Source organism: Metallosphaera sedula DSM 5348 (assembly GCF_000016605.1).
Taxonomy (GTDB): domain Archaea; phylum Thermoproteota; class Thermoprotei_A; order Sulfolobales; family Sulfolobaceae; genus Metallosphaera; species Metallosphaera sedula.
In genome coordinates, this window is record NC_009440.1 from 436,920 (window position 1) to 463,629 (window position 26,710).

A 26,710-nucleotide genomic window follows, 5' to 3' on the forward strand; every position below is an offset into this window, starting at 1 on the left:
ATAAACTAGCTTAGTTTGAAAGAGACTGTTTTCACTGATTGTTCATTATGTTTTCACTAATGTTGTAAAAGTGTTTATGGTTAAATGGTTTTAAGTACAACGTATCACTTCGTACTCATAATAAATCTAGATTGATTGAAGTAAATTCCTTAATGTTGGAGGAGCAGAAACTATCCTATAATGATCTCTGCGTCACGTTCTGCCTTCTTTATGTCCTCTATTATTCCTAGGATCGTGTTAATCCATCTAGAGTGTGGATCGGTAACGGACGAAGGAACCTTGACCTTGATTTCGTTCCTTAACAACTTGAGCCCGTATACACACTCGGCCATTAATGAACAAGAAAGGCAGTTAGCCCTCTCGTCCAGCTTCATGGTCACCTCTATCTTACCGTTAGACACAAACACTATCTTGTCTGGAATAAGCTTTATACAGTTAGCTTCATATCTATAAGATAAAATAACCTTAAATGCAAGCGCATTATCTTCCATGAGTTTTAACTTTCTTAAATCCTTTAACAGCGAGTAATAATAGCTCTTGCTGACTCCAGACTCCTTCCTATCATCGGAGATAAGCACGGAGAAATAGGGTTCGTTCATTATCATGTCAAAGATATGCTCCTTCAAGAGAAGAATCCTGCCTGACTTTTTTATGGGCCTATTGACCTTCAGGATCCTGTAATGACACATGGAAGATCCTTTTTAATGTAATCATTGATTTGATATTAATAAGCTTTATTTTCATCAAATAACGGAATTATCTCCGACATAATGATATGACCACCTTAAATTCAAGAGGTCCTGTGCCTTTGCTGATACGAATAGTTCTTTAAGGTAATAAGGACCTGGAATGGCGATTTCACGGGATCATGATTTCGTAAAATATGTTGAACAGATGTCTAAATTTATGTTATCTATATTAGAGTGCTGAATGTTATGAGATAATGTAGTCTAAATATCACTTATCGAGGAAAATAAGGAAAGGTTTTTATTTTTGTTAGATTCGAAAGTTATACGTGAGTATAAAATGAACATGAAAGTCTGGGGTCTAATAATTCCTGGGGGCTTTTTAGTGGCCATTTCAATAATCATGTTAACGCTATATAGCTACACCCTGTTAAAGCCCAATCCAGCTTCCTTCGCATTCTCTGTTACTGGCACTGACTTAGCAGGTCTAGCCATAGCAGTTGTTGGGCTAGCACTTATAATGGCCGGTGCATATATGCAAGATTGAGATGAGATGGTGAAGTTAAGGAGTTTTTTTGTGATTACCTCGGTCGTTATACTGATAGGCTTAACAGGCTATTTTATCTTTCAAAGTCTTATACCCAATTCTGAGTTTATTCCAAGCTACAACGTCTCATACGGAGTTTACACGATTCCTGTGTACTCTCACGGGAGCATTTCCTATGAGACTGTCAAGGGCTTAAAGTTAGTAATTGATAACGAGGATAACAACACTGTTGTGAGGATATCATCCATCTCGAACTCTTCATTCTCCACAACACCTTCAGTTTATTATTACCTCGAGTCCGTGCCCCTTTCAAACGGTTCCATTGTGAGCGCCTACGCTCCCGTCTATGAGATATACGTTGGCTATGACACTCTCATTATCCCGATTAACTTGTCCCCTGGTCAATATAACACAGTCCTAACTGATGGGAATCAATTTTCCTTCACTGTTTCATCTAACGTCTCGACGTGAGAAGGTTTTTTAGTAGTGTAGAGTATTCAAAAATCAACGTTCTTCTCCAGATCAAAACTATCCATAGAATAAAAGCCAGTAATCGGATAACATGTACTATATTTTTAATAGTTTTTGTGAAATTTTATGACCCCTTTGTAAACGATAAACTTGATCTTTCCTGATCTCCATGAGTCCTTCGAGTTTCAAAAAATTCGTTGTGATTTAAAGAATTCTCCTTCAAGTTGATCTTGATAGAAATGGCTACTCGAGAGGAAATAAGGAGACTCGAACAGGAGAAACTGATGGAATGGAGTAGAAAGTATCAGCAAGTCCAAGAAAGAGAGGCAAAAAGATCCCTGTTGGTCAAGGTCCTTTACACCGAGGACTACAAGACCTTGAGTATAAAGCTACTGTTAGCGGCAGTTGCGTGGCTGTTCATAGGCGGTGCGTTCGCGCTATTCCTCAGGGGACAAGCGGGGCTCAGTAGCGAAGGCGTACCGGTAGTCCTCGACCCATCATACTACTTCCAGGCCATGACTAACCACGTCATGGACATGGTGTTCGGTGCGGCCTTCACGGCAGTGTTCTCGCTGGCATTCTACATGATCCCTGCCCTGAACGGCTCTAGGTTGGTGAAATGGCCCAAGGTAGCGAACTTCGGGTTCTGGCTAAACAATTTCGCCCTCTTTATGATGAACTTGGGAGGAATACAGAACCAGTATCTGTTCACTTTCCTTAATCCACTGCAGGCATCAGTCACGTGGTACATAGGATATGGAACCATGGTTGTTGCAGAATGGTTGGAGATGGCCTCGGTAATTGGTACTAGCTTCGAGGGCAGAGTACAGGGTAAGCTAGTACCTACTCCCATTGGGTTCATTGTCATGGACATGATAATGATGGCCTTGGCAAATATTCCCGTGTTTATTGCTGACATGTGGAGCTTATTCTCACCCATAGGTGGCCTGAACATATACCTGTTCGGTATTCCCAACGCTGAGGTGTGGAAGGGATTGTTCTGGTTCGCTGACCATCCCCTAGTGTATTTCGTTCCCTATACTCTCTCGGGATGTATAGTTGCCATAACTCCGCTCTACGCGAGAAGACCAATGTATAGCGTGAGGTTTACGAGATGGCTCATCCCAGTCCTCTTCGTGTTGGGATCTAGCGTCTACGTTCACCACATAGTGGACGACCCGTGGCCCCTGATCCTGAGGGATATATTCGCCCAGACCAGCACTGCCTTGGTGGCGGTTCCCTTCGCTGCCCTCTGGCTACTCTTCTTCATCACCCTAGGCGATCCCAGGAAGTTGAAGTGGGATCCAGGGTTCGCCTTCATATTTGCCGCAGCCGTCTGGAACATAATCGGAGGAATACAGGCTGAGCCCACCAATCCAACACCTTCGCTGGACCCAACGATACATAACACAGGATGGATATTCGGTCACTTCCACATAATGCTCACTCTGTACTCTGTGGGTGGCGTGCTGGGTGTAGTATATATTGCAGGACCCTACTTACTTGGAAAGAACTGGTACAGCACCAAACTAGGATGGTTGCACTTCTGGGGATGGCAAGCGGGTATGGGATTGTTCTCAGCCGTTTCGAGTGAGGGTGGATTCTTCGGGCTAATCAGAAGGGAAGTAGCGTGGGCCGGCTTCTACGAGGTTTACTACCAGCTCATCATGATAGCCGGTTGGCTAGCAGGCTTCGCGACCATAATATTTGCCTACAACCTAGTACTAACTCTCCTCTATGGACAAAAAACACCAAAGACCGATATTGACTTGTGGGCTGTATATTCTATTGCCCTAGAGAGATATGGGATGAGAAGGGAAGGATATAGCGAGGAGGAATTACCTTTAGCACTTCCCTCAGACGGTATGATAAGGTTCGAGAAAGTATCTGAATCTGGTGGACTTAGCACAGGTCTGTCCTCAACGAAGGCTACCAACACGAAACCTGAGAAGCTCTCATTGGACAACTCACCCGATTCCATAGGAAACGCAAAGTAAGAACGCTTTTAAGCAATCTTTTTAGCTAAATTACTCTTTTTCTCAATATATCTTTCTTCTACTATTGGACAATTACAATCCTTTTACTTTACATTACTGTTATTAGACATTATGTAGTGATTGATCAGAGTTATTTATCACCTTGGCCTTTAAGCTTAGATCATTATAGTTCATATATGGTAAAATATTTGTAGCCTAAAATATTTTCTCTTTTGACTTTAATGGAGTGACGTGTACTTGCCGGTATACTAATGACATTAAACTTCGACATGAATCTTTTTATACTTCTTTTTCTTACAATGGAGATCAATGGCGTCCAAAGAAGAAGTTCGAAGGCAAGATAGAGAAAAACTTCTAGAATGGGCAAGGCAATATCAAGAAGTCCAAGAGAGAGAAGCCAGAAGAAACATCTTCATGAAAGTGTTGTATTCCGAAGACTATAAAACTATGGCTATAAAATTAATATTTGCTGGATTAGTATTTCTATTCATAGGCGGTGCGTTTGCCCTATTCATTAGGGGGCAAGCTGGACTCAGTAGCGAAGGCGTACCGGTAGTCCTCGACCCATCATACTACTTCCAGGCCATGACCAACCACGTCATGGACATGATCTTCGGTGCAGTATTCAATGTAGTGTTTGCGGTATCTTTCTACATGATACCTGCTATGAACGGATCCAGACTCATAAAGTGGCCAAAGCTAGCTAATGCAGGTTTCTGGATAAGCATTATCGCGCTGTTTATGATGAACTTCGGCGGGGTTGAGAACCAGTATCTCTTCACGTTCTTGAACCCATTAAAGGCATCTCCCACCTGGTACATAGGCTATGGTATGATGGTTGTGGGCGAATGGATGGAAATGGCTTCCGTGCTAGGTACTTCCTTTCAAGGAAGAGTCCCAGGTAGACTGGTCCCCACTGCCATTGGGTTCATTGTCATGGACATGATAATGATGGCCTTAGCTAACATATCTGTATTCATTGCTGACATGTGGAGCTTATTCTCACCCATAGGTGGCCTGAACATATACCTGTTCGGTATTCCCAACGCTGAGGTGTGGAAGGGATTGTTCTGGTTCGCTGACCATCCCCTAGTGTATTTCGCCCCATATGCATTAACCGGTGCCATAGTTGCCATAACTCCGCTCTACGCGAGAAGACCAATGTATAGCGTGAGGTTTACGAGATGGCTCATCCCAGTCCTCTTCGTGTTGGGATCTAGCGTCTACGTTCACCACATAGTGGACGACCCGTGGCCCCTGATCCTGAGGGATATATTCGCCCAGACCAGCACTGCACTTATTGCCGTTCCCTTCGCTGCCCTCTGGCTACTCTTCTTCATCACCCTAGGCGATCCCAGGAAGTTGAAGTGGGATCCAGGGTTCGCCTTCATATTTGCCGCAGCCGTCTGGAACATAATCGGAGGAATACAGGCTGAGCCCACCAATCCAACACCTTCGCTGGACCCAACGATACATAACACAGGATGGATATTCGGTCACTTCCACATAATGCTAGCAATATACTCCGTAGGCGGTTTGCTCGGTGCCTTATACGTAGTGGGACCTGATCTCTTCGGCAAGAACTGGTACAGCACCAAGCTAGGATGGTTGCACTTCTGGGGATGGCAGGCAGGTATGGGATTGTTCGCCATAGCTTCAAGTGAGGGTGGATTCTTCGGGCTAATCAGAAGGGAAGTAGCGTGGGCCGGCTTCTACGAGGTTTACTACCAGCTCCTACTAATCGGTGGTTGGCTAGCAGGCTTCGCGACCATAATATTTGCCTACAACTTGATATTGACTCTACTATATGGCGAGAAAGTGCCTAAGACAGACATACCCATGTGGGCAGTTCAGACGGTTGCCATGGAAAGGTATGCGATGAGAAGGGAAGGATATAAGGAGGAAGAAATGCCAGTGGCTCTTCCCGCTGACGGTATGATAAGGCTAGAGGAGAACTCGGGAATTTCCAATGGTACCCCTGTTGGAGCAAAGGCGCTAGATAACAACTCGCTAGATGTTAGTAAGGGAAGTCCTAGTAAGGGACTGACGGATCCAGGAAAAAGTTAAGATTTTGCAAAAAGAAAAATGTTTTTTGTTTTTCCCTCTCTCATCTTCCTCATAAACTATTAATTGCCGAGTATAATAGATCTCTCTCTGTAACTATCCCAACTAGTTTCTCCTCGACAACTGGGATCGTACCTATTCTCCTCTCCTCCATTATCCTAACCGCTTTCATGATTGTATCCAACCTTTTCACCGTGATGGGGTCTTTAGATCCAATTTCGAGTACGTTTTGTGGTTCCACACTTCTCAAGAGGGATTTCACAATATCTGCTGCGGTAACGATTCCCACGAGTTTATCCCCGTCCATGATGGGCAACCTTCTCACCTTATGCAAGCTCATAAGTTTAGAGGCCTCTAGTGAGTCCGTCTCCTTGTCCACTGTGAATACGTTAGGTGACATTATGGAGTCCACAAGCCCCGAATACGTTTTTTTAGCCATCAACCTAACTAAATCCCTTTCAGTGAATATACCTACTATTACATCTCCATCCATCACTGGAACGCCACCAATGTCATGAGCTATCAATACTCTCAAAACGTCCTGGACATTATCGTCCACGTTAACCTTGATTAACTTCTCACTCATTAGATCCTTGACCCTTAACTCCATTATCTTCCTTCCATACTGAGCATAGGCATTTACAACAGTCCTTGTAGTGACTATGCCTTCGGGTTTACCGTCCTTCAGTACTATAACTCTACCAGATTTATCCCTGCTCAACACCTCAATGAGCTCTCGCATATCTGACTCGGGAGTAACTGACACGATCACCGGAGTCATTACGTCGGAAACTTTTATCATGATTAATATTAATGATTTAAATGACATAAGCTTTTCTCTAGATTACGGTTACTGATTAAAATTGAGTTCGAGAATATGAGAAAAGAGCTAAAATGATTCCAGAGATAAAAATCACAATGTGATGAATTCCGATATGATATAGTTAATTATTACGTAAAGATGAGAATTTGATTTCGTAGTTCGAACCAGCAATCTAGATCGAAAGATTTAAAATCTCAAATATTTTGATATTATGATATTTTGGAATTTAAACATATATGATAGCACCATTACTGGTACCTAGGCCGCACTCAATGAAGTTAATGAAACCCTAACACCTTAAGTGTTTTCCATATCTTTATAATTGCGATAAATAATTTATTTGTATGAGAACCTCCACTCGTTACCTCATAATAGGGAGCGGGGTATCAGGCTATCACGCATTGGATGAACTGATCAACGCTGATCCAAAGGTTGACATGATTATGGTAACTAACGATAGTTCTCTTCCCTATGATAGACCCCCTCTCTCCAAGGAGTATATGAGAGGGGAAGTTGATAGGGAGTCGATCTTCTTCAAGTTACCCGAGACCCACAGGGACAGGATCCGCACGGGTATAACTGTGGAAAGGATCAAGGCTAACGTGGCCCAGCTAAGTAACGGGGATGAAATTGAGTTTGAAAAGGTGTTGATTGCAACAGGAGGAAGGCCTAGAAAACTCAATGTACCAGGGGGAGATAGGGTGAAATACCTTAGGACTCTTGATGACGCTGATAGAATCAGGGAGAAAGCTAAGACCTCGAGATCAGCCCTCATTGTTGGCGCTGGGTTCATAGGAATGGAGGTTGGAGCAAGCCTCACAAAACTTGGAATCCAGGTACAAATGGTGGAGGTTAAGCCCTACATCTGGAGTACCTTCGTAGACGAGAGGGTCTCTAGATTCTTCCAGGAATATTTCGAGAAGAGAGGAGTGAAGTTCCTCCTTAACGAGTCAGTTAACGCATTTGAGGAAAGGGGAAGGGTGAAGGCTACTCTCAGTAGCGGCGGTGAGATTGAGGCTGACCTAGTTCTAGTTGCAACGGGAATTCAGCCCAATGTGGAACTTGCTGAGAGGAGTGGTATTTCAGTGAACAACGGGATTTTGGTGGATAAGCACCTGAGAGCGAGTCTCGACAACGTCTACGCCTCAGGAGACGTTGCTAACATTGAGGATCCCGTCTCTGGTAAGAGGAGGAGGATAGAACATTGGAATAACGCTGAGTACACGGGAAGGCTCGCAGCTAGAAACATGATGGGGAAGGAGGAAGAGTACGACTTTCTCTCCACCGTGTGGTCAGATATCTTTGACTTACACATTGAATCTGCCGGGGAGACCACGGGTTATGACGAATACGTGGTAAGGGGGAAGATGGAGGACCTATCTTTCAATGTGATATATATCAAGGAAGGCCTAGTGAACGGGTACGTTGCCGTGAATAGACCTGGTGAGGAGCTGGAGGCTCTTAACTCCATTATCAAGGAGAGGAGGGAAGTAAGCCCGGAAAGACTGGGCAACGAGGATATTGAACTGACTTAACGGTCTAGTTTTTAATCCACGTTAACTTCTATCTCACATGAGCTTTCTGAGGGACAGGGCTGAGGAATTCCTGGACAACGCTAGGTACAGTTTAGGTAAGGGGTACTATAACTTAGCCCTCTTCAACGTGGAGCAATTCATTCAACTATACGCTAAATATCTCATTTACCTGAAGGCCGGTGATTTCCCGAAGACCCACAATATTCTTTCACTCCTAGAAAGAATCGAGGATCTATATGAGGATAAGTGCAACATCAGCGTGTTTAGAAGGGACAATAAGGACTTCCTCTACGTCATCTATTTCTCGTATACCCAGGGAAGGTACTTTGGAACTGTCTTTTCAAGAGACGATGCGGAAAGAGCAGTCTCCCTTGCTAACAAGTTTAGGGAGCTGGGACAATGTCTGACTACCTGAGGTTAGCAAAGAAGAGACAGGAAGCCCTATCTAGGCTTAACGACTTCCTGAAGCAGATAAAGGAATTCGTGATCTCTAGGGACCCTCAAGGTAGAGTTCTACTGTTTGGAAGCGTGGCAAGGGGAAACTCAAGGCCCGATAGCGACATAGACGTTCTGATAATCTCTGACGTCCTAGGGAAGGACCTGAGAACCAAGGCTAAGACCATGGGAGATATAATGGAAATGCTAAACAATGAATTCTTTGAGATACACGTCGTTACACGGGAGGAATACGAAAACTGGTATAAGAGGTTCATAGATGTATGGGTTGAGATTTAGTTACTGGACGAAACTCCAGAGGGCAACGCTCACGCTGTTCATGGCCATTCCTAGGGCTGCGTACTCGGGTGGTAGAACTATGGGATAAAGCATTCCTGCAGCTATGGGCACCAACACCGCGTTGTAGGTAAGGGACCACGCAATGTTCTCCTTGATCTTCCTAACTGTCCTGTGGGACTGCCTTATGAGAAAAGGCAAAGCGTTCAACCCAGGTATAACTACGTCTCCGGCGTATTTTGCTAGGTCCGTCCCGCTAGACACCGCAATTCCCACGTCTGCCTCCTTCAAGGCTTGGGCGTCATTGACTCCATCTCCTACAAATGCCACACCTCCCTCCCTCTTAAGTTGCCTCACTAGCTCTACCTTATCCTCAGGGGTTAGTCCCTTTCTCAGCTCTACTCTTAGCTCCGACGCAATCCTATCAGCGTACTCGCTAGAATCCCCTGTGGCAATGATTACCCCGAATCTCCCCTTTAGTTCCTCAACTACCTCCTTGACCCCCTCCCTCATTTCGTCATTTAGCCAGAAATCTCCCGCCACTTTCCAGTCTACGCATACGCTGACATCTCCGCGAGGCTCACCTTCACAGTTCCTCTTAACGAGATCGGGCTTACCAACCAGAACCTCATGTTGATCTACCTTCCCGTAAACTCCGCCATCCATCTCAGTGAATCCTTCCACGCCGTGAGATGAACTAGAGAGCGAAGCTATGGCTCTTCCCACGGGATGATTACTAAGTCTCTCCAGGGACGAAGCTAACTCAACTGCACCTGGCACGTACTCCTGAAATCTCTCCACCTTGATCTCTCCCCGTGTAATTGTCCCTGTTTTGTCCAATACAAACGTCTTAACGTCACCGAGTTTCTCCAGGCTCTCGCCCCTCTTCACCACTATCCCTCTCCTTAGGAGTTTCCTAATCCCGACCATGACAGCCATGGGAGTAGCTAAGCCAAAGCCACAAGGGCAGGCGGATGCCAGAACCGCAACCGCGATCAGGATAGAGAACGTTAGGGTTTGATGTAATGCGTAAAACCACACCGCAAAGGAGATTAAGGCTACCACAATCACTGTGGGAACAAAGACTGCGGATATCCTGTCCGCCAAACCTTGTATCGGTATCCTCACGGCCTCTGCCTCCCTCAATGCCTCGATAACCTGAGATATGTAGGTTCTCTCCCCAGTCCTGGTAACGTAAATCTTGAGGAAACCCGAGACGAGAGTGGATCCCCCTATCACTGAATCGCCCTTCTTCTTTTTTGCCGGCAGAGGTTCTCCCGTGTAAATGGACTCGTTTACGTATCCCTCTCCCTCATCCACAATGCCATCTGCTGGAACCACCTCCCCTCCCTTTACCACGACCACGTCACCAACCCTCAATTTCCTCGAGTCCACTGTCTCCCCGTTGGCCTTTGTGGCCTTCACTGACTGGAGACTAACAACATCGTTGCTGGTCCTTTCCTTGATGTATGCCTCGAGGGTCTTCCCAGCAAGGATGAAGGTTACCAGGAGGGAGGCCGAGTCGAAGAAGTATCCCGCGTGAAGGTACAGGAGGGACACTAGACTATAAACCCACGCCGTTAAGGACGACAGCGAAACGAGGACGTCCATGTTCGTCGTCCTATTCCTGAGTGCCCTGTAGGCACCAGTGTGGAACCTCATTCCCGCAAAGAAGACCACAGGAATTGAAAGAATGAATTGGAGAATAGGAATGCTGATCAACGTAAAGGGGGAGATGAGAGCCCCCACGATTAGGCGAGTCAAAAGGTCCTTGAAATCGCTTGATCTGGATAGTCTCTCCTCCTCGATTTCTATCCTGTAACCGCGTCTCTCCAGTTCCTCCCTGATCCTGTCGGACGACGCAGTCACGGGGTTGTACTCCACAATGATTAGCCCTGAGGAGGGATTTATCTTGGCAGAGACTACTCCGTCCATCCCCTCTAGAATCTCTGTTAACCTGTGGGACTCCTCCTCGCTTACCCTAACCTTCGCTGTGAATTTCTGAAGGACAACGTCATATCCAGCCTTCCTGACAGCGTCAACAACTTCCTTGAGCCTGCCCCCCTGCAGTATAACTTTAGCATTTCCAGAAGCCAGGTTAACCCTAGCCTCTTGAACTCCCTTAACTCCAGAAATCGCCTTGGTTACGGTTACCTCGCATGTTGCACAGTGCATTCCCAGGATTTTGAGTTCCTCTTCCTTCCTCAGTCTAAGTGAGGACTTCTCCTCAGTGCCCATGGGGCATTCCCCTTGGGCCACCCTTGAGATAGGACTCGGGGTCCTTCTCAAAGGCCGTCTTACAGTGTGGACTGCAGAAGTAGTACATCTTTCCCTTGTACATGGTCTTGTAGGCCGAGGTCTCCTTAACTTCCATTCCGCAGACAGGATCCATCATGTTTCATCTTGTTAGTATCTCGTTGAAAGTTTAAATATACATTGTATTCATTGTCTATTGTTTACGATGAAATGGAATCAAAATGACATTATAACTGTGATCTATGGGGGATTAACTTGACAGATGTAAATTCATTAAGCGAACTTGAGTACAGAATGCTAACCATTCTCAAATCAGACTCCAGGATAAGTTCCACTAAACTGGCTAAGGAACTGGGAGTCAGCAGGGCCACAGTGGCAAAGATCCTTCGTTCCCTAAGGGAGAAGGGAATAAGGTTCACGGTTGACTTCTACGAGGAAGGCAAACTCACTGTTTTTGCAGTGGCGGACAGTTGCACAGAGGGAGCGGAGTGCTACAGACTTATTGACGGTAAATTCATGGTGACCGTCACGGGCAACATGGATCAAATTGAAGATGTATTATCCAAGTTGAAGACTGAGAGATACTTCATTGCGGTTCAGAAAGTTGGTTCAAGGAGTATTAGGAGATCCAGTTTAAAGTGTGACTACTGTGGAGGAGAGATAGCGGGAGAACCTCTCATAGTGAAGAGGGGAAAGAAGGTGTACTATACATGCTGTGCGACCTGCCAAACCCAGCTCATCAAAAAATTAAGGGTTAAGGGGGAATTGGATCAGGGATAGGTACGTAAGGTTGGAGTATGATTCAGGAAGAATTTCTAACTAAGGAATTATATGGCACTATTGAGTGTTAAATGAGCTACGGTCAATTTCATTTTTCCTCAGAAATTGCGTGCGATCAGGAACGTTTAGGATACTCCACATCTTGGATAACCTCTCCCGTCATTTCGTTCTATCAAGTACAAGTGGCTGGTGAACCGTCATGACGAGAACTTACTTGCCAGAAGTGCTAACGCAGTTACCCCAACCTTTAGGGCATCCTCATCCACTGTGAACTTAGAGCTATGGTTAGGATAGACTATTCCCTTCTTCTCATTTCTGGTTCCGAGGAAGATGAAAGATCCCTTAGCCCTTTGCAGAAAACGCGAGAAGTCCTCTCCACCCATCACAGGTTGCGTTTCCTTCACCTCTGCCCCAGGAATATCCTTGAGTATTTCCATGGCTCTCTTTGTGGTATCGGGATCGTTCACGGTGACAGGGTATGCGTCCTCCTTGAACTGAACCAAGCACTCGGCTCCGTATGCCTCACACACCGATTTCACAATGTTTCTGAAGGACTTAAGTGCCGTCTCTCTCACCTTCTCGTTTAGGGTCCTGATTGTTCCCTCCATCACCGCCCTGTCAGGTATTATGTTGTCCTTAGTACCAGAATGGATACTGGTCACGGAAAGGACAAAGGGTTCAAGGGGATTGATCTGCCTCGACCTTATGCCCTGCAACGCGTTAACTATCATGGCGGAGATGAAGACTGGGTCAATTGTCTCATGAGGAGCAGATCCATGACCTCCTCTTCCCACTACCTCAACCCTGAAGGAATCGGGACAGGCCATTATAGCCCCTCCACGCGTTGCCAAGGTGCCTGAGGGATAGCCCGACATCACATGTAACCCGAAAACATAGTCAACGCCTTCCATTACTCCGGCCTCTATCATGGGAAGCGCACCACCCCTTCCTCCATCCTCCTCTGCCGGCTGGAAGATGAGTCTAACCTCTCCGATCTCGTCAAGGTGACGTGAGAGTATTGTGGCTGCACCGAGGAGCATGGCAGTGTGGGCATCGTGACCACATGCATGCATAACTCCTGGTTTCTTTGAGGCGAAGGGTAGACCTGTCTCCTCGGTCACGGGGAGGGCGTCCATGTCTGCCCTTAGGGCAACTGTTCCGCTTCTCCTTCCCTTGATGACGCCGAGGACCCCTGTCTCGGTCCCTACCCCTTCCCTGACGTCTATCCCAAGAGACCTCAGGTAGTTGGCGACTAACTTCGCAGTCTCATACTCCTGGTATGAGAGTTCTGGATTTTCGTGTATCTTCCTTCTTAACTCTATTACCTTATCCTCTATTTCCCTCGCTTCGTTGTAAATCCTTTGAGCGTCCATAACATATTATACACAACCCCCGTTAAAAGCTGAGTTACCTTCTCATGAAGATTCTGAATGGGGTTTGAGGCTTCCACGCTCCCTGTGGAGGAGGACACTCCATATATATTGCCCTTCCCTAGTTGGTGCACAGTTAGTTCCATCCAAGAAAGCGAGAACTCTATCGTGAGATGGGACACTTCGTCCACAGAGCGAAGTAGTTCATAGATCAACGTATTTGTCCACAAGTTTGAGGAAGAACTCCACTTCATCCTTTCTCATTACTTTTAGGTCAATCGCTACTTCCTCATCTAATTCGTTGAGTATCTCCAAAGTTCTCCTCAATTTCTCCTTATCACTTAGATTTTCGTCGTAAAATATTGCTATATCAAGGTCGCTTGAACCTGTAATCTTATCCTTTACTACTGACCCAAACACTACTATCCTGTGAACCTTACCGTATCTCTTGGCTACCTCCTTAACTCTCTCTGCTATATCGCTCCAGTTTTTCCTTAGATACTCAATATACCTCAGTCCCCACACCATTTGTCACCCCACACCTTTTTGATAAGGGGAATCAGGTCCTTCTCCAGCGTGTCTAGGCAATCTCGCGACATCTCTTCATCGACTTCTACTGGCGCATACTGTCCTTCAAAGCGACTAATCTCGACCTGATTTAGATCCTTCCTCTTGGCCTTTACCAATGACAAAAGCTGTCTTTGCCACCTTGAAGTAGAAGAGGGATCTTCTACACATGAGGAGCGCTGTATCCAATGATCCCATTTGAAATCATCTATAAACCAACTAAATAATCTTAGAGGCCTTACTGACCTAAGACCCTCCTATATATCTCGTCTGCAACCTTGATAAGTTCCTCTGGACCCAGACTCTCCTCGACCTCGAACTTGGGTTTGTCCCTGAGGCTCACCAGTCCCACACGCGGAATTCCAGAACTCCTTATCCTGGAGATTGCCCTTTCAGCTTCCCTTCTATCGATTTCCCCCACCTTCACCTCATACCCTATCACTGGCTTACCATCCTTGAGTATCACGACGTCTATATCCTCGTAAGGCGAGTATGCCATAACGCCTCCATGCTTTTCCGCCAGAAGTTCTCCAATTGCGAACTGAACCTCCCTACCCAGAGGTAACTCGCCCACTCTTTCCGTTACGGAGACGTTATACTTAGCCTCTGCATAAAACATGAGGGACAGAACTGGAGACGATAATCTGTAATACCACCTTGCCCTCCTCCTGGCACCGAAGATCTCCACCTTGTCCACCAATCCCAGGCCTGCTAATACGTCAAGGTAACCGCTAACCGAGGAGGCCGTAATATCAATCCCCTTCCCCGCAAGGCTCCCAGCTATTATTGAGGTATTCCACTCCCCCTCTGCAAGTGACATGAGAATGGCCTCATAAAGGGTTGTTAACTGCCTCTCCTCTTCCTCAAAGACTTCCCCCACAAGCCCCTTGGTGACCATGTAGAGCTGGTATCCCCTTTCCTGCAAGTCCTTTACGTCCCTCAAAAAGGAGATCACCCATGGATCCTTGTACAGGACCGCGAGCAGGGGATTCCTCACTGCATGAAGGGTCTCAGCGTAATGGATGAGCCCCATCCTGTAGGGTATTACTAGACCGAGAAGCGGACTCTTGGAATCAAACACCCTTCTAGATATTCTGAAACTCGAACCTACCAACACGAGTTTACCGTTCTGACTCAGGGGACCAAACATTTCCCAGTACCTTTCAGGCATTCTCTGAAACTCGTTCACTACCGCGGTTCCATCACGCCTCAGAGTCTCGCTCAACTCCTTGAGGGCATCTTGGAGGGGCCTAATTTCCCCGTCAAGGAAGAAGGCCTGTAGATCTCTCGTTACCGTGAAATAGAGGTCGTGTTTGAGGTATTTCCTGATCAGAAAGGACTTACCAACCTTCCTTCGCCCGAATATCAGGGTCCAATCCCTGAGGCTCATCACGTCCCTTTGTTCCCTTCTTTGTATTTCCATGGTTATATAGCTCTGGTTATATAATCCTGGTTATATAATTTATCGTGAAAATGGTACGAGTTTCAAACCAGTTTAAGGGAGAAAACACCATGAATTCATTTTTAGTTTTGTGACACTGTCTTAAGTATGAGGCAGATAGATGCCCTCAAATCCCCGAGATTTTCTCAGATTTCGACCTTTGCTCGATTACCCCTCTGCGGAGACGAGAGGGTCGAGGCAGTTTTCATAGGAATTCCCTTCGATGACGCCACAACCTACAGGCCAGGGGCAAGGTTCGGTCCCATGGGTATAAGGGATGGTTCTAGGTTGTTGAGGCCCTACAACCCCTTCCAGAAGGTATATCCGCTTGACGAGCTCTCCGCCTGTGATGGGGGAGACGTGGATGTGATTCCGGGTCACATTGAGGATACCATGAAGAGGATTGAGGAGGTCCTCGTGGGAAGGATGAGGAACTCGACCCTCTTCATAGCGGGAGGGGATCACTCCATCACCCTACCAGTGCTGAGAGCAGTGCACAGGGTTCATGGGAAGGTAAACCTGGTTCACCTGGACTCGCATTACGACTTCTGGGACTCCCACTGGGGTAAGAAATACGACCACGGAACCTGGCTCAGGAGGGCCCTCGAGGAGGGTCTTCTGAACGAGGTAATACAGCTTGGGATAAGGGGCTCCCTCTTCTCCCACGAGGATGTAGAGGACTCCAAAAGACTTGGCATAACCTCCTACAACATTAGGGAGGTGAAGGCTAACCCGGAGAAGGTGATCAGGGAAATTAATGGTCTTGAGGGGCCCACTTACATCTCCTTTGACATAGACGTGGTGGATCCAGCTTTCGCCCCTGGGACCGGGACACCTGAAGTGGGCGGGCTAACTTCGTTTGAGGCACTGGAGATCCTAAGATCCCTAAACCTGAACCTGGTGGGGTTTGACGTAGTTGAGGTTTCCCCGCCCTACGACGTGAGCGAAATAACCTCCATGTTGGGGGCAAACCTGATATATGAGGCCATGAGCTTGAAGGCGAGGATGAAGCATGGAGAGGGAGGTAAAGCGGGAAATTAGGGAGAGAATCTGGAGATTAATGGAGGAGAAGAACGTAGCTTCGTTCCCTAGACCCGTGAGGGGGAGAATACCCAACTTCAAGGGAAGTGCCGAGGCAGCCAGGATTCTTTCAGAGACCCAAGAGTTCAGAAACGCGAGGGTCATCAAGTGCAACCCTGACTCTCCTCAGGCACCCCTCAGAGAACTGGTCCTGAGATCGAGGAAGGTGTTACTGGTCCCCACCCCAAGGTTGAGGGGAGAGTTCTTCCTTATGACTGAAAAGGCCTGGGAGAGTCCCAGGGAAGCCTCAAGGATTTCAAACTTTTCCTCCTTCGGGGAAAGGGTTCACTTTAGGAACATACCAAGGATAGATCTAGTCGTAGTGGGTTCGGTTGCGGTTTCGCAGGATGGAGGCAGGGTAGGAAAGGGAGAAGGTTACAGTGAGCTTGAATATGCCATCCTCAGGGAACAGGGCTTGGTGGATGAAAAGGTACCAGTCGTCACCACGGTGCACTCTATCCAGGTTGTGGATAGTATTCCGTTGGAGCCCTTCGATGTCCCCGTGGACATTTTTGCAACGGAAAAAGGACTCTTTAGGACTCCATCCAAACCTAAACCTCAGGGGCTCCTTCTTGAGTACTTAACCCCAGAGAAGATCCTAGACACCCCTTACCTCCTGGAATATCTAAAGGAGACGGGCAGGCTTAACAAGGTTCTTCGCAGAACCTAGATCACTCCACCTGCTGTAAGACCCTATGGGTTGGCCTTCCCTCGATGATTGTCTTTCCATATGAAGTGGTGTCCCTATACGCCTGACTTGACACGAATTGTCTAAACACTTCCAAGTTTTCCCATTCACTATAGATGAGGTATTCCTGAGGATCAGATACGCTCCTGTATAACTTCCCATCCTTGAAACCCGGGAAGTTCTTCTTCAGATACTCCAGAACCTTCGAGAAGGTTTCCTCAAATTCCTTTTCATGACCCTTCTTGACCCTATAATAAAATCCTACATTTATCATATTTTGTAAAAAGGAAAAGAAGCTAAAAAAATTATTCTTCCTTCTCAACGGGCTTCTTGTAGACCACGTAGTGGTAGAGAGAGATTACCTCTCCCAGCATTAGAAATACCAGTCCCAGATCCACTCCGAACAGGTTTGAGGCATAGCCAGTTGGAGGGATAGTCCACATTTGCGCCACTATTATCACAACTAGAATGAAGAGAATGCTCATGAGAACCTCCGCGAACTTCCTCTTGGTCTCATTGGAGGTGGGAGTCTCAGTGGTTGTTCTGACTTCAGGTACAGCATTGTTGGGAAAACCCTTACTCAGAACTACCTTGCCCATGGTCTTACTTCCTATAAAGAATAGCGAGCCCGTGAATAGCGTGACCGCAAAGGTAAACAGGCTTGGATAGTCGATTAGCTCCACGACGGAACCAGCGAACAACATTGCCACCACCACGAAGAGTAGAGATGTAAGGGGTGATATTCCTCTGACCTGTTTCGTCTTGACGTCCATTGGCTTAATGAAGGTTAAACCTAGAGCTACTATAATTGCCGGTATGAGATAAGCGATAACCTGTTCCTTAATACTTACTTCAACTCCGGGAGCAAGATCTCCCCACAGGGAGGTTTGTATAAGGTACGTAATCATGAGGATACCTATCCCAGTGAATACCTTCCTCTTGAGCGGGTGAAGTTCGTCGCTTCTATCTATGAATGGCAAGATGATGAGGTATACCAGTGGTATTATTACACCTATCATTAGAAATATTACCACGTCACTGGTGAAGTCTGCGATCTTGTAGAGGAACAGGAAGAACCACGGTGGATAGGTTGTAATATGCGCTGCAGCAGGGCTGTTGGGTGGAGGAGCTGGCTTCGGGTTCATGAAGGGATCGAAGTATTGTGGCAGTCCGTTTAGGTAGGCTAGCGCGTTCGGGATAGCTAGAATGAAACCCCAAGTCATGAAAATCAGCGAGCTCATGTAAACGAAGTTCCTAGGCCACCATGGATTAAACTTAGACCATTCCTCCTTGGTGTAAACCGCAGGCGCCTTTGGCTTTACCTTCCTTGAGGGCATCATTCCATACTGCTCCGCAAGGAAGAAGTGGAACACGAAAAGTAGACCTATTAAAGCCACTAGGATAATGTGCAACGCAAGTACTCTCGTGTAGTCTCCAGTGTCATAATTCCCGAAGATGATGGGTATTAAGAAGGACAGTTGCGGAATTGAGGTGATGATTCCGGCACCAACGTCAACAGCGCTAACTGCGAGGGCGTCCCCAATAAGGCTATATCCCAGGAAGGAAGCTCCTAGGGTGAGGACGAGCATTAAAACGCCGAGTATCCACAGGAGTTCCCTTGGCTTCTTATATGCTCCCACGAAATAGTTCCTAAACATGTGAACGTAAGCCAGGATAATCATGGCGTAGGAGCCATATAGGTGACTATAGAGCACCACGGACCCATAGGGCACTTGATTGATTATGGTCTCAGTTGACTGGTAACCTGCTGCTGCGTTATAATATAGCAGAAGTATTAGGCCAGATATCACGGTGTAGATAAATGATGCAGCGACCAACGCGCCTAACCATTCGTTAACGTGATACATGTAGTCTGGAGTCTTGAAGAAAGGTAGGTCATTTAATCCTAGTCTCTCCGAAAACCAGTTTGAAACCCTTTTTGTTAAACTCATGGTTTCACCTCATGAGACCATACAATTAAACTCTCACCGTTGAACTCATGAACCCGAGAACGGGTTCGTGCTAGCTTGTACCTGTGTCTTACTTCCCACCGAACTGCCGTACTGAGAGGTATCCAGATCCTTTGTGGGATCTTGTGATGGTACGCCGTCTGATCCCTCTGGGTAAGTGGCAACACCTATGGCCCCTATCGCGTAAAGGTAGTCTGTGGAGCTGTCATACTCAAGGATAACGGCGGGTAACGGTCTTTGCGTAGGGCCTGTTAATACAGCACCTCCCCCATAGGGATCGTACGTGGAACCGTGGCAGTCACAATGGATCAATGCTGGGATATTGGCCTGCTTTGCGGCTAGCAAGGCCTGAGCGGTCAGCGTGTTAGGCTCTGGAGCGGTGAGCTGTGAGGGTCCCACGTAGTTAGGAGGATAGAAATGTATGTACGGAGGCGTACAACCTAGATGCTGGCATATGGCAGAGTAGGATACGATCGAGTTATTTGGTCCAACGCCTCCAGGGAACTTGTACGTCTTCCCAGTTTGTGGAACGGACACCTCCACGGGCGCAATGGAGACCGGATTACCAGACTTATCGCCCAGATTGAGGAGGAAGTTGGGTTCACCTGTTAGAGGATACTCGTATAGAGTGATTATGGGGCTGTTCACTGGGATAGAGGACGCCTTCAACGGGTTCCCTGACACATCTACCAGAAGGGACTTGGGGAAGCCAGTAGCCTGCTCCACTGGCGGAACAAGAACTCTTAGCCCGGGGATTATTCCAACCACCGTCGCGGCGGCTACACCTATGACTATTCCCTTTAGGAAGTTTCTTCTCCCCTCATCAATTCCGCCCACATTTTTCCCCACATAGTTAAACAGGTAATCCTCGCCTTTCTCTACAAACTCCCTGCTATCGAACCTAGTCTTGGGATTCCTCATGGTCCTAAGTAATTTCTGTATGAAATACAGATCTGAAGTCTTCAGGACACCCTTCTCGCCGTTCCCTAACCTAATTTTTAACGGCATTTAGCCTTCACATCGCTATTATACTCCCACATTTATATTAAGACTTTGTCGTTGGACTATTTGTCAATTTAACTATTGATATATAAGGGTTGTTTGGTCCGTAAAAAGAAACCACCAAGAAGGAACTCGTTAAAGAAAGTTTTTTCCTTAATATGGAGAAATTAAAAAAGAGTTTCTATCTTCTAAACACCACATACAAGGAGACTAAGACTATGATAGCAACTACTGCTCCTATGATAGTAGCATCTAGAGCTACACCATTCTCATTAGGCACAGTTGTGGTGGAGGTGGTGTTGGTGGTGGTTGTGGTGTTTGATGTTGTAGTGGTTGTTGTAGTGGTTGTGGTTGGGGCCGAATTGGAGAGGGTGAACTGGAGGAAGCCAGAGGTGATGGACTTGTCGAACAGGGTCTCACCCAGCTTGCCCTGCCAAACAGCGAAGGCAACGTAGTAGGTGTTGCCCACAGTGAAGTTGGGCATCCACTGGGCATATGCCTGAGGTACCTGTAGGGGTCTCACGTACTCCACGGTCCAGAAACCGTTGGAGTAAGTGGCTCCGGTCTTAACGAAGAAGAGGGAGCCGTTGAGGCCTGAGGAGGCCACGGGAGCGTACCATATGCCTGCCGTGTCCACTTCGTACATGTTGGTGTTGTTAGTGTAGAGCGGAACAGCGAAGCCCTGATTACCTGGATCCGTGTAGGGTAGGCCAGTGAGAGACTCGTTATTCCATAGGTTTGCCGCGAAAGCGGGGTCGTAGGTCTTGTTGTTCTATGTGGCGCCGGAGACCCACATCCAGATGTTGGCTGCGCCTCCCTGCTGTTGTAGTGAACCACCTGCAGTTGTGAACGTATATCCGCTTAATGTTTCACCTATATAGTCGCCTCCTATGTTCATGCAGTCAGTTGTGGGAGGAATTACGCTACCCATGTACCACATTATTGCAGCCCTGTCTGGGTAATATTGCGTTGCATTGACATAGTAGCCGTAGAACATTCCATGGTTATACAAGAGATACTGCTTCGGCAACGAGTCAGGAGTTATGATAACCCCGTTGGGTAATACCCATATTTGAGTACCGTTAAGCATAGGCAACGTTATACCAGAGTAGTTCAGAATCAGACGACCATTTTCTTGAGTTCCATTAATGAAGGTAACATAGTTCGAGTATGAGGTGTTAACGTAGTACGTAGTTCCTGGAGTTAGCTCCTGAAGTTGCTCAACTCCCGGACCGCTCGCAGCAGGATACTTTGCCGCTGCAGCTGCAGACCAGGCACCGAACGCTGGGTCTGGGGCTGGCCAGCTCATGAGGACCATGAGGTCAGTCCCATTCCAGGCTGTCTTCACCAGGACGTAATGGGTTAAACCGGATGTTGGGGCCTGGGGTATGTTGGCCGTGAGCGAGATGTTGTCCCAAGGAATCTTGGACCAGAAGCTTTCAGTCCCTGGGGCACTGAGGTTAGCTGAACCCGAGATCTTGTAGGCTACTATCTGGGGAGTGGTTTGGGCCATGGGGACGCTGACAAAACCCATGATGAGTGAGGCGACCAGTAGTCCTACTCCTAGGATTAACAAGATTTTCCTGTTGTCTAACCTGCGCATCAATTCAACCACGAAAAAATAGTCTCGGGAAGTATAATAAACTTAAGAAATTGGACTCATGAAAGGTTAGTCGAAATTTAGAAACCTAAAACAGTTTTAAAGAATTTTTTAGTTATAACTCCTTTAAACCTCTCTCATTTTTTATGTCGTCTAGGGTTAATAATATGCGCTAATAATATACTACATATATAATTATTTCATATTGAGACAACTATACTGGGATGAGAGAATGAGACTTAAAGAATGTTGAAAAAGAGTAGCAGTAAAGGAGTGAACTAAGTTCTGTTTTGTGCTTTGTTTATAATTCTATCTAATAGCCTGCTCTTTCCTTCTTTCATGTTGATTAGGATGACCCCAATTATCGGGTATATCATATAGAGAATTAAATGATAACCGTTCACCCCTAGAAATACCGTCGTTATTACCATGAAGTATCCTAGACCAGCATAGGGATTCCTGCTAAGCGCTATGGTGACTGATAGATAAATGGCCACCGCAAGGGATATCACGAATAAGGGTAGTGAATACGGATTCGTGAGGACTATACCGAAAACTGAGGGCATTACCATGTTCATTATTATATCCATGAACCTGTTGCTGGAAACCAGGAAATAGATTGGAAGAAACACGAAAAGCGCAGGGATTGATGCCAAGTAGGAGATCGAAGCTCTTTTTAGACTAAGATTGCGGGAACTCCAGAGCACGGTATAGACTAGGAAACTAACCAGGGAGACCTCAAATACTAGAAGGTAATTGAGCAAGAGCTCCACATGGGATATATCCACGAGTAATCCGGCCACAATCAGCAGACCCACCATGAAGGCGGTGGGGAGATTTACTAGGGAAAGAATAGGGGCTTGGAGAAAGCTCTCGACTACACCAAGAATTCCAAGTGTGGCCACTATTACCTCGTACATTACCCATAGCGGGGATGAGAAGTAGTTATTGATAAGGGTAAAAGCTGGGGAGATCAGTAGAAGAATACCTAGAGGTAGTAACGCCTTAACCTTTTTCCATGAGAGAATAGAGAAAATTCCTATTGACAGGTACCCCAGATATATGCCGATCTGACCCAGCCTAGTTAGAACGTTCTGGAATGGGATATGAATGGGTAGATAGGAAACCGAGAAGATAAACTGCAGAATGAATTGAAAAATAGAGGCTAAAGCCAAAAAAACCAGAACTAACTTAATTGATTCATCCCTTAGGGAGCTCATCTTCTAAACACCACGTATAGGGCTAGAAGGGCTATGATTGCTACGATTACACCTACTACAGTAACATCCAGTGTAACGTTCCCCACACTGGAGGAAGTGCTTGTGGTGGAGGTGGTGTTGGTGGTGGTTGTGGTGTTTGATGTAGTGGTTGTTGTAGTGGTTGTGGTTGGGGCCGAATTGGAGAGGGTGAACTGGAGGAAGCCAGAGGTGATGGACTTGTCGAACAGGGTCTCACCCAGCTTGCCCTGCCAAACAGCGAAGGCAACGTAGTAGGTGTTGCCCACAGTGAAGTTGGGCATCCACTGGGCATATGCCTGAGGTACCTGTAGGGGTCTCACGTACTCCACGGTCCAGAAACCGTTGGAGTAAGTGGCTCCGGTCTTAACGAAGAAGAGGGAGCCGTTGAGGCCTGAGGAGGCCACGGGAGCGTACCATATGCCTGCCGTGTCCACTTCGTACATGTTGGTGTTGTTAGTGTAGAGCGGAACAGCGAAGCCCTGATTACCTGGATCCGTGTAGGGTAGGCCAGTGAGAGACTCGTTATTCCATAGGTTTGCCGCGAAAGCGGGGTCGTAGGTCTTGTTGTTCCATGTGGCGCCGGAGACCCACATCCAGATGTTGGCTGCACCTCCCTGCTGTTGTAGTGAACCACCTGCATCCTTTAGGGTGAAGCCATCAAACTCCTGTCCAGGTACCTTTCCACCTATGTTCATACAGTCACTTGTGGGAGGAATTACGCTACCCATGTACCACATTATTGCAGCCCTGTCAGGGTAATACCAAGTGTTATTTGTGTAGTAACCATAAAACATACCATTGTTGTACAGGAGGTCCTCCATGGGTCTTAGGGAGTGATATAGGATAATACTACCATTGGGTAAGACCTGAATCTGCGTCATGTTTGGAGTTGGTAGGGTAATCCCAGAGTAATTTAGTATTAACCTCCCTTGTTCCTGCTTCCCGTTGATAATGGCATAATAATTACTGAAGGATTTATTCAGTGAGTACGTAACTCCTGGAGTTAGAAGGATTTGCCTGAATAGACCTGGACCACTGGCAGCAGGATAGAGTGCACCTGCAGCTGCAGACCAGGCACCGAACGCTGGGTCTGGGGCTGGCCAGCTCATGAGGACCATGAGGTCAGTCCCATTCCAGGCTGTCTTCACCAGGACGTAATGGGTTAAACCGGATGTTGGGGCCTGGGGTATGTTGGCCGTGAGCGAGATGTTGTCCCAAGGAATCTTGGACCAGAAGCTTTCAGTCCCTGGGGCACTGAGGTTAGCTGAACCCGAGATCTTGTAGGCTACTATCTGGGGAGTGGTTTGGGCCATGGGGACGCTGACAAAACCCATGATGAGTGAGGCGACCAGTAGTCCTACTCCTAGGATTAACAAGATTTTCCTGTTGTCTAACCTGCGCATCAATTCAACCACGAAAAAATAGTCTCGGGAAGTATAATAAACTTAAGAAATTGGACTCATGGTCAATTCAACTTTAGGTTAATCTTAGTAAACTTACCTTAATCTGATCAAATATTAAGTTGAAAGTAAATGCAGTTAAGAGAATTAGTAAGGTTACCTGGATGGGAATAGGCGTGACCAGTATTCCAAGAGAGGAGATCATTAGTACAAATAATATGTCTGCAATAGACGAGATTAGAAGCGGTTTACTTGGCCTGGAGCTCCAAATTCTTCCCCTAGTTCGAAGGAGGTAAATTGTGAACTGACCGGTAAAGACAAGCATATCGAAAGTCGCTGTGTGTATTTGGTTTACGTCCAGCCTTAGATAGATTGAAAACCAGAGGACAAAGAAGGATTCCAACAATACCAGGAAGGCCAATATCAGAGAGGACCTGACAATTTTGTCCACGTTCCATCTCTCAGGTTTCATGGAATAGGTGACGTTGTCGGTGGCAATTGACATGGTGACGAAATCGTTGAGGAAGAGCAAAAGTATTACATCAAAGGGAGTTGTCACGAAGAACCTTGTAACAAAGAAAGAGAGCGTTAGAAAAAGGACAACCTGGAGCGTCTTTATTATCTTGTTCATCGTGTAGGTGAGCATCCTTTGATATATCTTTCTACCCGTCTTAATGGCCTCAACAATATCGGTTAATCCCTCATGCGTCAGCACCATGCTTGCAGATGCCTTGGCAACGTCTGTGGAATTGTAGACCGCAATACCTACCTCTGCCTGTTTTAGCGCTGGCGCATCATTCACACCATCCCCAGTCATTCCTACTACGTGCCCAGAATCCTGAAGCGACTTAACGATGGTGTACTTATCCTCCGGAAAGACTTCCGCAAATACCTGACATTCCTCAACGTACTTCATCTTTTCCTGTTTAGATGCTTCCCTAACCTCTCTCATATCGCAAACCCTATCCCCTATACCCACTTCCTTAGCTACCTCGACAGCTATCAGTGAGTTGTCGCCTGTTACCATCTTAGGGGACACACCTAGATTCTTTATCTCTTGGATGAACCTCGCACTGTCAGGTCTAGGTCTATCGTAAAGCGGAAGCAGACCTACGACCTCAAGTTTTTCCCTCCCAGCAGCCACAGCGATCACCCTAAAGCCCTTCGATGAGAGTAAACTTACCTGTTCATCAAACCATTTCTTATCGACACTCGCCAACTGCTCTATTACCTGAGGGGCTCCCTTCATAATCCTGAGTTCGCCCTCTGGTGTAGATATTATGGCTTCCGTCCTTTTCTTGGACGGATCAAAAGGCTCAAAGTGCAACCTGGAGTAGGATGATGTGACTCCCCTCTCCCTGGAACACTCAGCCACTGCGACATCTATGGGATCCAGTGTTGCCTCATCTGATGCTAGAAGGGCATAAACAATTACGTCTCTTTCAGTGTAACCCTTTGAAGGGACAGGATCGCCAACCCTAAGCCTGTTCTCGGTGAGAGTTCCAGTCTTATCTAGGTTAAGGACATCCATACTGGCAGCATCCTCAGAAGCGTTAAGCCTGGTAACCAAGATTCCCTTTCTCGAAAGCTCCTCGGCGCCCAAGGCCATGGCTATGGTGAAAGTTGCAGGAAGAGCCACTGGCACTGAGGCTATTAGGACAACTAAGGAGAAAGGTAAAACTTCCTCAAGTCTTATCCCGGCTAAAAGTGCGAATAAAGTGAGGGCAACCACTAGGGTAACGTCAATCATTATCAGGTATCTCACGATCTTCATGATTATGTCCTGAATATGGGATTTGGCCTTAGCTACCTGAACTAGTTGAGTGGTCTTGCCGAAATAGGTCCTTTCCCCTGTACTTATCACTATTCCCTTGGCTTCACCTCTCTTGACTACGGAGCCAGAGTAAACCGTGTCCAAGACTTTCCTTTCCACAGGCTGTGACTCCCCGGTCAGGGCTGACTGATCCACGAGAACTTCCCCTTCCACTATCCTAATGTCAGCGGGCACAATGTCTCCAATTCTTATGGTAACTAGATCCCCAGGCACCAACTCCTTGGCCTGGATTGAGATCCACTTCCCGTCTCTCTTTACCTTAGCCATGACCTGGAGTCTTCGTTTTAGAAGTTCCACAGCGTTCTCTGCCCTGTGCTCTTGGACGAAACTTATTACGGAGTTAAAAACTAGGAGAAAGAGAATTATGTACATGTCAAGGTATTTCTGAAGTATAAAGGTAAGTACTACCGTTACTTCCAACATCCATGGCACTGGAGCCCAGAACTTTAGGAGGAATTCAATGACCGGACTCCTCTTCTTCTCCTTGACTTCGTTGGGTCCAAACTTGAGAAGCCTGGATTTGGCTTCCTCTGAGGTTAGCCCATTCAAAGTGGTGTTTAGGGATTTTAGAAGAGAGTCCAGTGTCTCATTGTCGCTCATGGAAGGACCTTTACTCACCGTGATTAATG

24 protein-coding genes and 1 pseudogene are annotated in these 26,710 nt (G+C 46.7%); 10 read left to right on the top strand and 15 right to left on the bottom strand.

Translation table 11 applies throughout. From position 1 onward, the window contains the following. Window positions 1–170 precede the first annotated feature (170 nt). A complete protein-coding gene (locus tag MSED_RS02470) occupies window positions 171–689 on the bottom strand; it encodes a hypothetical protein (protein WP_012020446.1) in 519 nt (172 codons plus the stop codon). A gap of 382 nt (window positions 690–1,071) precedes the next feature. Here MSED_RS02470 and MSED_RS02475 point away from each other — a divergent pair, with 382 nt between their 5' ends. The 4 genes from MSED_RS02475 to MSED_RS02490 all read left to right on the top strand — a co-directional run bounded on the left by MSED_RS02475 (window position 1,072) and on the right by MSED_RS02490 (window position 5,768). Then, window positions 1,072–1,233: a hypothetical protein gene (locus MSED_RS02475; RefSeq protein ID WP_225938888.1), complete on the top strand. Its 162-nt coding sequence runs from the start codon at window positions 1,072–1,074 to the stop codon at window positions 1,231–1,233. Between the two features lie 30 nt (window positions 1,234–1,263). Then, window positions 1,264–1,704 (top strand): hypothetical protein, encoded by a 441-nt coding sequence (locus MSED_RS02480; protein WP_012020448.1) that lies wholly within the window; start codon window positions 1,264–1,266, stop codon window positions 1,702–1,704. 284 nt (window positions 1,705–1,988) lie between these two features. Further along, window positions 1,989–3,701 (top strand): cbb3-type cytochrome c oxidase subunit I, encoded by a 1,713-nt coding sequence (locus MSED_RS02485; protein WP_012020449.1) that lies wholly within the window; start codon window positions 1,989–1,991, stop codon window positions 3,699–3,701. Window positions 3,702–4,010: 309 nt separating this feature from the next. Next, window positions 4,011–5,768, top strand: a complete 1,758-nt coding sequence (locus MSED_RS02490; protein ID WP_012020450.1) for a cbb3-type cytochrome c oxidase subunit I — start codon at window positions 4,011–4,013, stop codon at window positions 5,766–5,768. Window positions 5,769–5,817: 49 nt separating this feature from the next. Here MSED_RS02490 and MSED_RS02495 read toward each other — a convergent pair whose 3' ends face one another. After that, a complete protein-coding gene (locus MSED_RS02495; protein ID WP_225938886.1) occupies window positions 5,818–6,567 on the bottom strand; it encodes a CBS domain-containing protein in 750 nt (249 codons plus the stop codon). Between the two features lie 365 nt (window positions 6,568–6,932). Between MSED_RS02495 and MSED_RS02500 the strand changes: the two genes are divergently transcribed. Genes MSED_RS02500 through MSED_RS02510 form a run of 3 tightly spaced genes read left to right on the top strand, consistent with a single transcriptional unit; the run spans window position 6,933 to window position 8,858 of the window. Further along, complete coding sequence (locus MSED_RS02500) at window positions 6,933–8,123, top strand: NAD(P)/FAD-dependent oxidoreductase (protein ID WP_012020452.1); 1,191 nt, start codon at window positions 6,933–6,935, stop codon at window positions 8,121–8,123. Between the two features lie 37 nt (window positions 8,124–8,160). Beyond that, window positions 8,161–8,538, top strand: coding sequence for a HEPN domain-containing protein (locus tag MSED_RS02505; protein WP_012020453.1), 378 nt, complete (start codon window positions 8,161–8,163; stop codon window positions 8,536–8,538). After that, complete coding sequence (locus MSED_RS02510) at window positions 8,523–8,858, top strand: nucleotidyltransferase domain-containing protein (protein ID WP_012020454.1); 336 nt, start codon at window positions 8,523–8,525, stop codon at window positions 8,856–8,858. The genes MSED_RS02505 and MSED_RS02510 overlap by 16 nt, the downstream gene beginning before the upstream one ends. On the opposite strand, the gene MSED_RS02515 is transcribed toward MSED_RS02510, so the two are convergent. Then, the gene (locus MSED_RS02515; RefSeq protein WP_012020455.1) at window positions 8,859–11,093 is read right to left on the bottom strand and encodes a heavy metal translocating P-type ATPase; all 2,235 of its coding nucleotides are present in this window, start codon (window positions 11,091–11,093) and stop codon (window positions 8,859–8,861) included. After that, window positions 11,083–11,250, bottom strand: coding sequence for a YHS domain-containing protein (locus MSED_RS11930; protein ID WP_012020456.1), 168 nt, complete (start codon window positions 11,248–11,250; stop codon window positions 11,083–11,085). Before MSED_RS11930 ends, MSED_RS02515 begins: the two co-directional genes overlap by 11 nt. A gap of 116 nt (window positions 11,251–11,366) precedes the next feature. Here MSED_RS11930 and MSED_RS02520 point away from each other — a divergent pair, with 116 nt between their 5' ends. Next, window positions 11,367–11,891, top strand: coding sequence for a TRASH domain-containing protein (locus MSED_RS02520; protein WP_012020457.1), 525 nt, complete (start codon window positions 11,367–11,369; stop codon window positions 11,889–11,891). 197 nt (window positions 11,892–12,088) lie between these two features. Here MSED_RS02520 and cpsA read toward each other — a convergent pair whose 3' ends face one another. The 4 genes from cpsA to MSED_RS02535 form a co-directional block, all read right to left on the bottom strand. Next, entirely contained in the window at window positions 12,089–13,264 is a 1,176-nt protein-coding gene (gene cpsA, locus MSED_RS02525; RefSeq protein ID WP_012020458.1) for a carboxypeptidase CpsA, read from the bottom strand. Window positions 13,265–13,465: 201 nt separating this feature from the next. Next, a complete protein-coding gene (locus tag MSED_RS02530; RefSeq protein WP_012020459.1) occupies window positions 13,466–13,789 on the bottom strand; it encodes a nucleotidyltransferase domain-containing protein in 324 nt (107 codons plus the stop codon). Further along, window positions 13,774–13,953, bottom strand: coding sequence for a hypothetical protein (locus MSED_RS12130; protein ID WP_144418727.1), 180 nt, complete (start codon window positions 13,951–13,953; stop codon window positions 13,774–13,776). Before MSED_RS12130 ends, MSED_RS02530 begins: the two co-directional genes overlap by 16 nt. A gap of 113 nt (window positions 13,954–14,066) precedes the next feature. Beyond that, complete coding sequence (locus MSED_RS02535; protein WP_144418728.1) at window positions 14,067–15,251, bottom strand: ATP-binding protein; 1,185 nt, start codon at window positions 15,249–15,251, stop codon at window positions 14,067–14,069. Between the two features lie 126 nt (window positions 15,252–15,377). Here MSED_RS02535 and speB point away from each other — a divergent pair, with 126 nt between their 5' ends. Both speB and MSED_RS02545 read left to right on the top strand, forming a co-directional pair. Beyond that, the gene (gene speB, locus MSED_RS02540) at window positions 15,378–16,310 is read left to right on the top strand and encodes an agmatinase (RefSeq protein WP_012020461.1); all 933 of its coding nucleotides are present in this window, start codon (window positions 15,378–15,380) and stop codon (window positions 16,308–16,310) included. Further along, entirely contained in the window at window positions 16,282–17,019 is a 738-nt protein-coding gene (locus MSED_RS02545) for a 5-formyltetrahydrofolate cyclo-ligase (RefSeq protein ID WP_012020462.1), read from the top strand. The genes speB and MSED_RS02545 overlap by 29 nt, the downstream gene beginning before the upstream one ends. Before the next feature lies 1 nt (window position 17,020). Here MSED_RS02545 and MSED_RS02550 read toward each other — a convergent pair whose 3' ends face one another. From MSED_RS02550 to MSED_RS02580, 7 genes and pseudogenes are all read right to left on the bottom strand, one after another. After that, a complete protein-coding gene (locus MSED_RS02550) occupies window positions 17,021–17,311 on the bottom strand; it encodes an antibiotic biosynthesis monooxygenase family protein (RefSeq protein ID WP_012020463.1) in 291 nt (96 codons plus the stop codon). A 31-nt stretch (window positions 17,312–17,342) separates the two neighbouring features. Then, window positions 17,343–18,989 (bottom strand): proton pump complex cytochrome B SoxC, encoded by a 1,647-nt coding sequence (gene soxC / locus MSED_RS02555; protein WP_012020464.1) that lies wholly within the window; start codon window positions 18,987–18,989, stop codon window positions 17,343–17,345. 45 nt (window positions 18,990–19,034) lie between these two features. Next, a complete protein-coding gene (soxL2, locus tag MSED_RS02560) occupies window positions 19,035–20,015 on the bottom strand; it encodes a Rieske iron-sulfur protein SoxL2 (protein ID WP_012020465.1) in 981 nt (326 codons plus the stop codon). A gap of 175 nt (window positions 20,016–20,190) precedes the next feature. Next, a pseudogene (cbsA, locus tag MSED_RS02565) lies at window positions 20,191–21,612 on the bottom strand (cytochrome b558/566 subunit A). A 275-nt stretch (window positions 21,613–21,887) separates the two neighbouring features. Beyond that, window positions 21,888–22,829 carry a cytochrome b558/566 subunit B gene (gene cbsB, locus MSED_RS02570; protein ID WP_012020466.1) on the bottom strand — a complete coding sequence of 314 codons (942 nt, stop codon included), beginning with the start codon at window positions 22,827–22,829 and terminating at the stop codon, window positions 21,888–21,890. Further along, the gene (cbsA, locus tag MSED_RS02575) at window positions 22,826–24,250 is read right to left on the bottom strand and encodes a cytochrome b558/566 subunit A (protein WP_012020467.1); all 1,425 of its coding nucleotides are present in this window, start codon (window positions 24,248–24,250) and stop codon (window positions 22,826–22,828) included. The genes cbsB and cbsA (MSED_RS02575) overlap by 4 nt, the downstream gene beginning before the upstream one ends. 73 nt (window positions 24,251–24,323) lie before the next feature. After that, window positions 24,324–26,681 (bottom strand): plasma-membrane proton-efflux P-type ATPase, encoded by a 2,358-nt coding sequence (locus MSED_RS02580; protein ID WP_012020468.1) that lies wholly within the window; start codon window positions 26,679–26,681, stop codon window positions 24,324–24,326. Window positions 26,682–26,710 lie beyond the last annotated feature (29 nt).

Coding starts and splice junctions, on each gene's coding strand:
- soxC (WP_012020464.1), bottom strand. CDS start 18,989: ATGAGTTTAACAAAAAGGGTTTCAAACTGGTTTTCGGAGAGACTAGGA.
- MSED_RS02490 (WP_012020450.1), top strand. CDS start 4,011: ATGGCGTCCAAAGAAGAAGTTCGAAGGCAAGATAGAGAAAAACTTCTA.
- MSED_RS02505 (WP_012020453.1), top strand. CDS start 8,161: ATGAGCTTTCTGAGGGACAGGGCTGAGGAATTCCTGGACAACGCTAGG.
- MSED_RS02515 (WP_012020455.1), bottom strand. CDS start 11,093: ATGGGCACTGAGGAGAAGTCCTCACTTAGACTGAGGAAGGAAGAGGAA.
- MSED_RS02530 (WP_012020459.1), bottom strand. CDS start 13,789: ATGGTGTGGGGACTGAGGTATATTGAGTATCTAAGGAAAAACTGGAGC.
- speB (WP_012020461.1), top strand. CDS start 15,378: ATGAGGCAGATAGATGCCCTCAAATCCCCGAGATTTTCTCAGATTTCG.
- soxL2 (WP_012020465.1), bottom strand. CDS start 20,015: ATGCCGTTAAAAATTAGGTTAGGGAACGGCGAGAAGGGTGTCCTGAAG.
- MSED_RS02545 (WP_012020462.1), top strand. CDS start 16,282: ATGGAGAGGGAGGTAAAGCGGGAAATTAGGGAGAGAATCTGGAGATTA.
- cpsA (WP_012020458.1), bottom strand. CDS start 13,264: ATGGACGCTCAAAGGATTTACAACGAAGCGAGGGAAATAGAGGATAAG.
- cbsA (WP_012020467.1), bottom strand. CDS start 24,250: ATGCGCAGGTTAGACAACAGGAAAATCTTGTTAATCCTAGGAGTAGGA.
- MSED_RS02485 (WP_012020449.1), top strand. CDS start 1,989: ATGGAATGGAGTAGAAAGTATCAGCAAGTCCAAGAAAGAGAGGCAAAA.
- MSED_RS02580 (WP_012020468.1), bottom strand. CDS start 26,681: ATGAGCGACAATGAGACACTGGACTCTCTTCTAAAATCCCTAAACACC.
- MSED_RS02535 (WP_144418728.1), bottom strand. CDS start 15,251: ATGGAAATACAAAGAAGGGAACAAAGGGACGTGATGAGCCTCAGGGAT.
- MSED_RS02470 (WP_012020446.1), bottom strand. CDS start 689: ATGTGTCATTACAGGATCCTGAAGGTCAATAGGCCCATAAAAAAGTCA.
- cbsB (WP_012020466.1), bottom strand. CDS start 22,829: ATGAGCTCCCTAAGGGATGAATCAATTAAGTTAGTTCTGGTTTTTTTG.
- MSED_RS02550 (WP_012020463.1), bottom strand. CDS start 17,311: ATGATAAATGTAGGATTTTATTATAGGGTCAAGAAGGGTCATGAAAAG.
- MSED_RS11930 (WP_012020456.1), bottom strand. CDS start 11,250: ATGATGGATCCTGTCTGCGGAATGGAAGTTAAGGAGACCTCGGCCTAC.
- MSED_RS02500 (WP_012020452.1), top strand. CDS start 6,933: ATGAGAACCTCCACTCGTTACCTCATAATAGGGAGCGGGGTATCAGGC.
- MSED_RS02495 (WP_225938886.1), bottom strand. CDS start 6,567: ATGATAAAAGTTTCCGACGTAATGACTCCGGTGATCGTGTCAGTTACT.
- MSED_RS02510 (WP_012020454.1), top strand. CDS start 8,523: ATGTCTGACTACCTGAGGTTAGCAAAGAAGAGACAGGAAGCCCTATCT.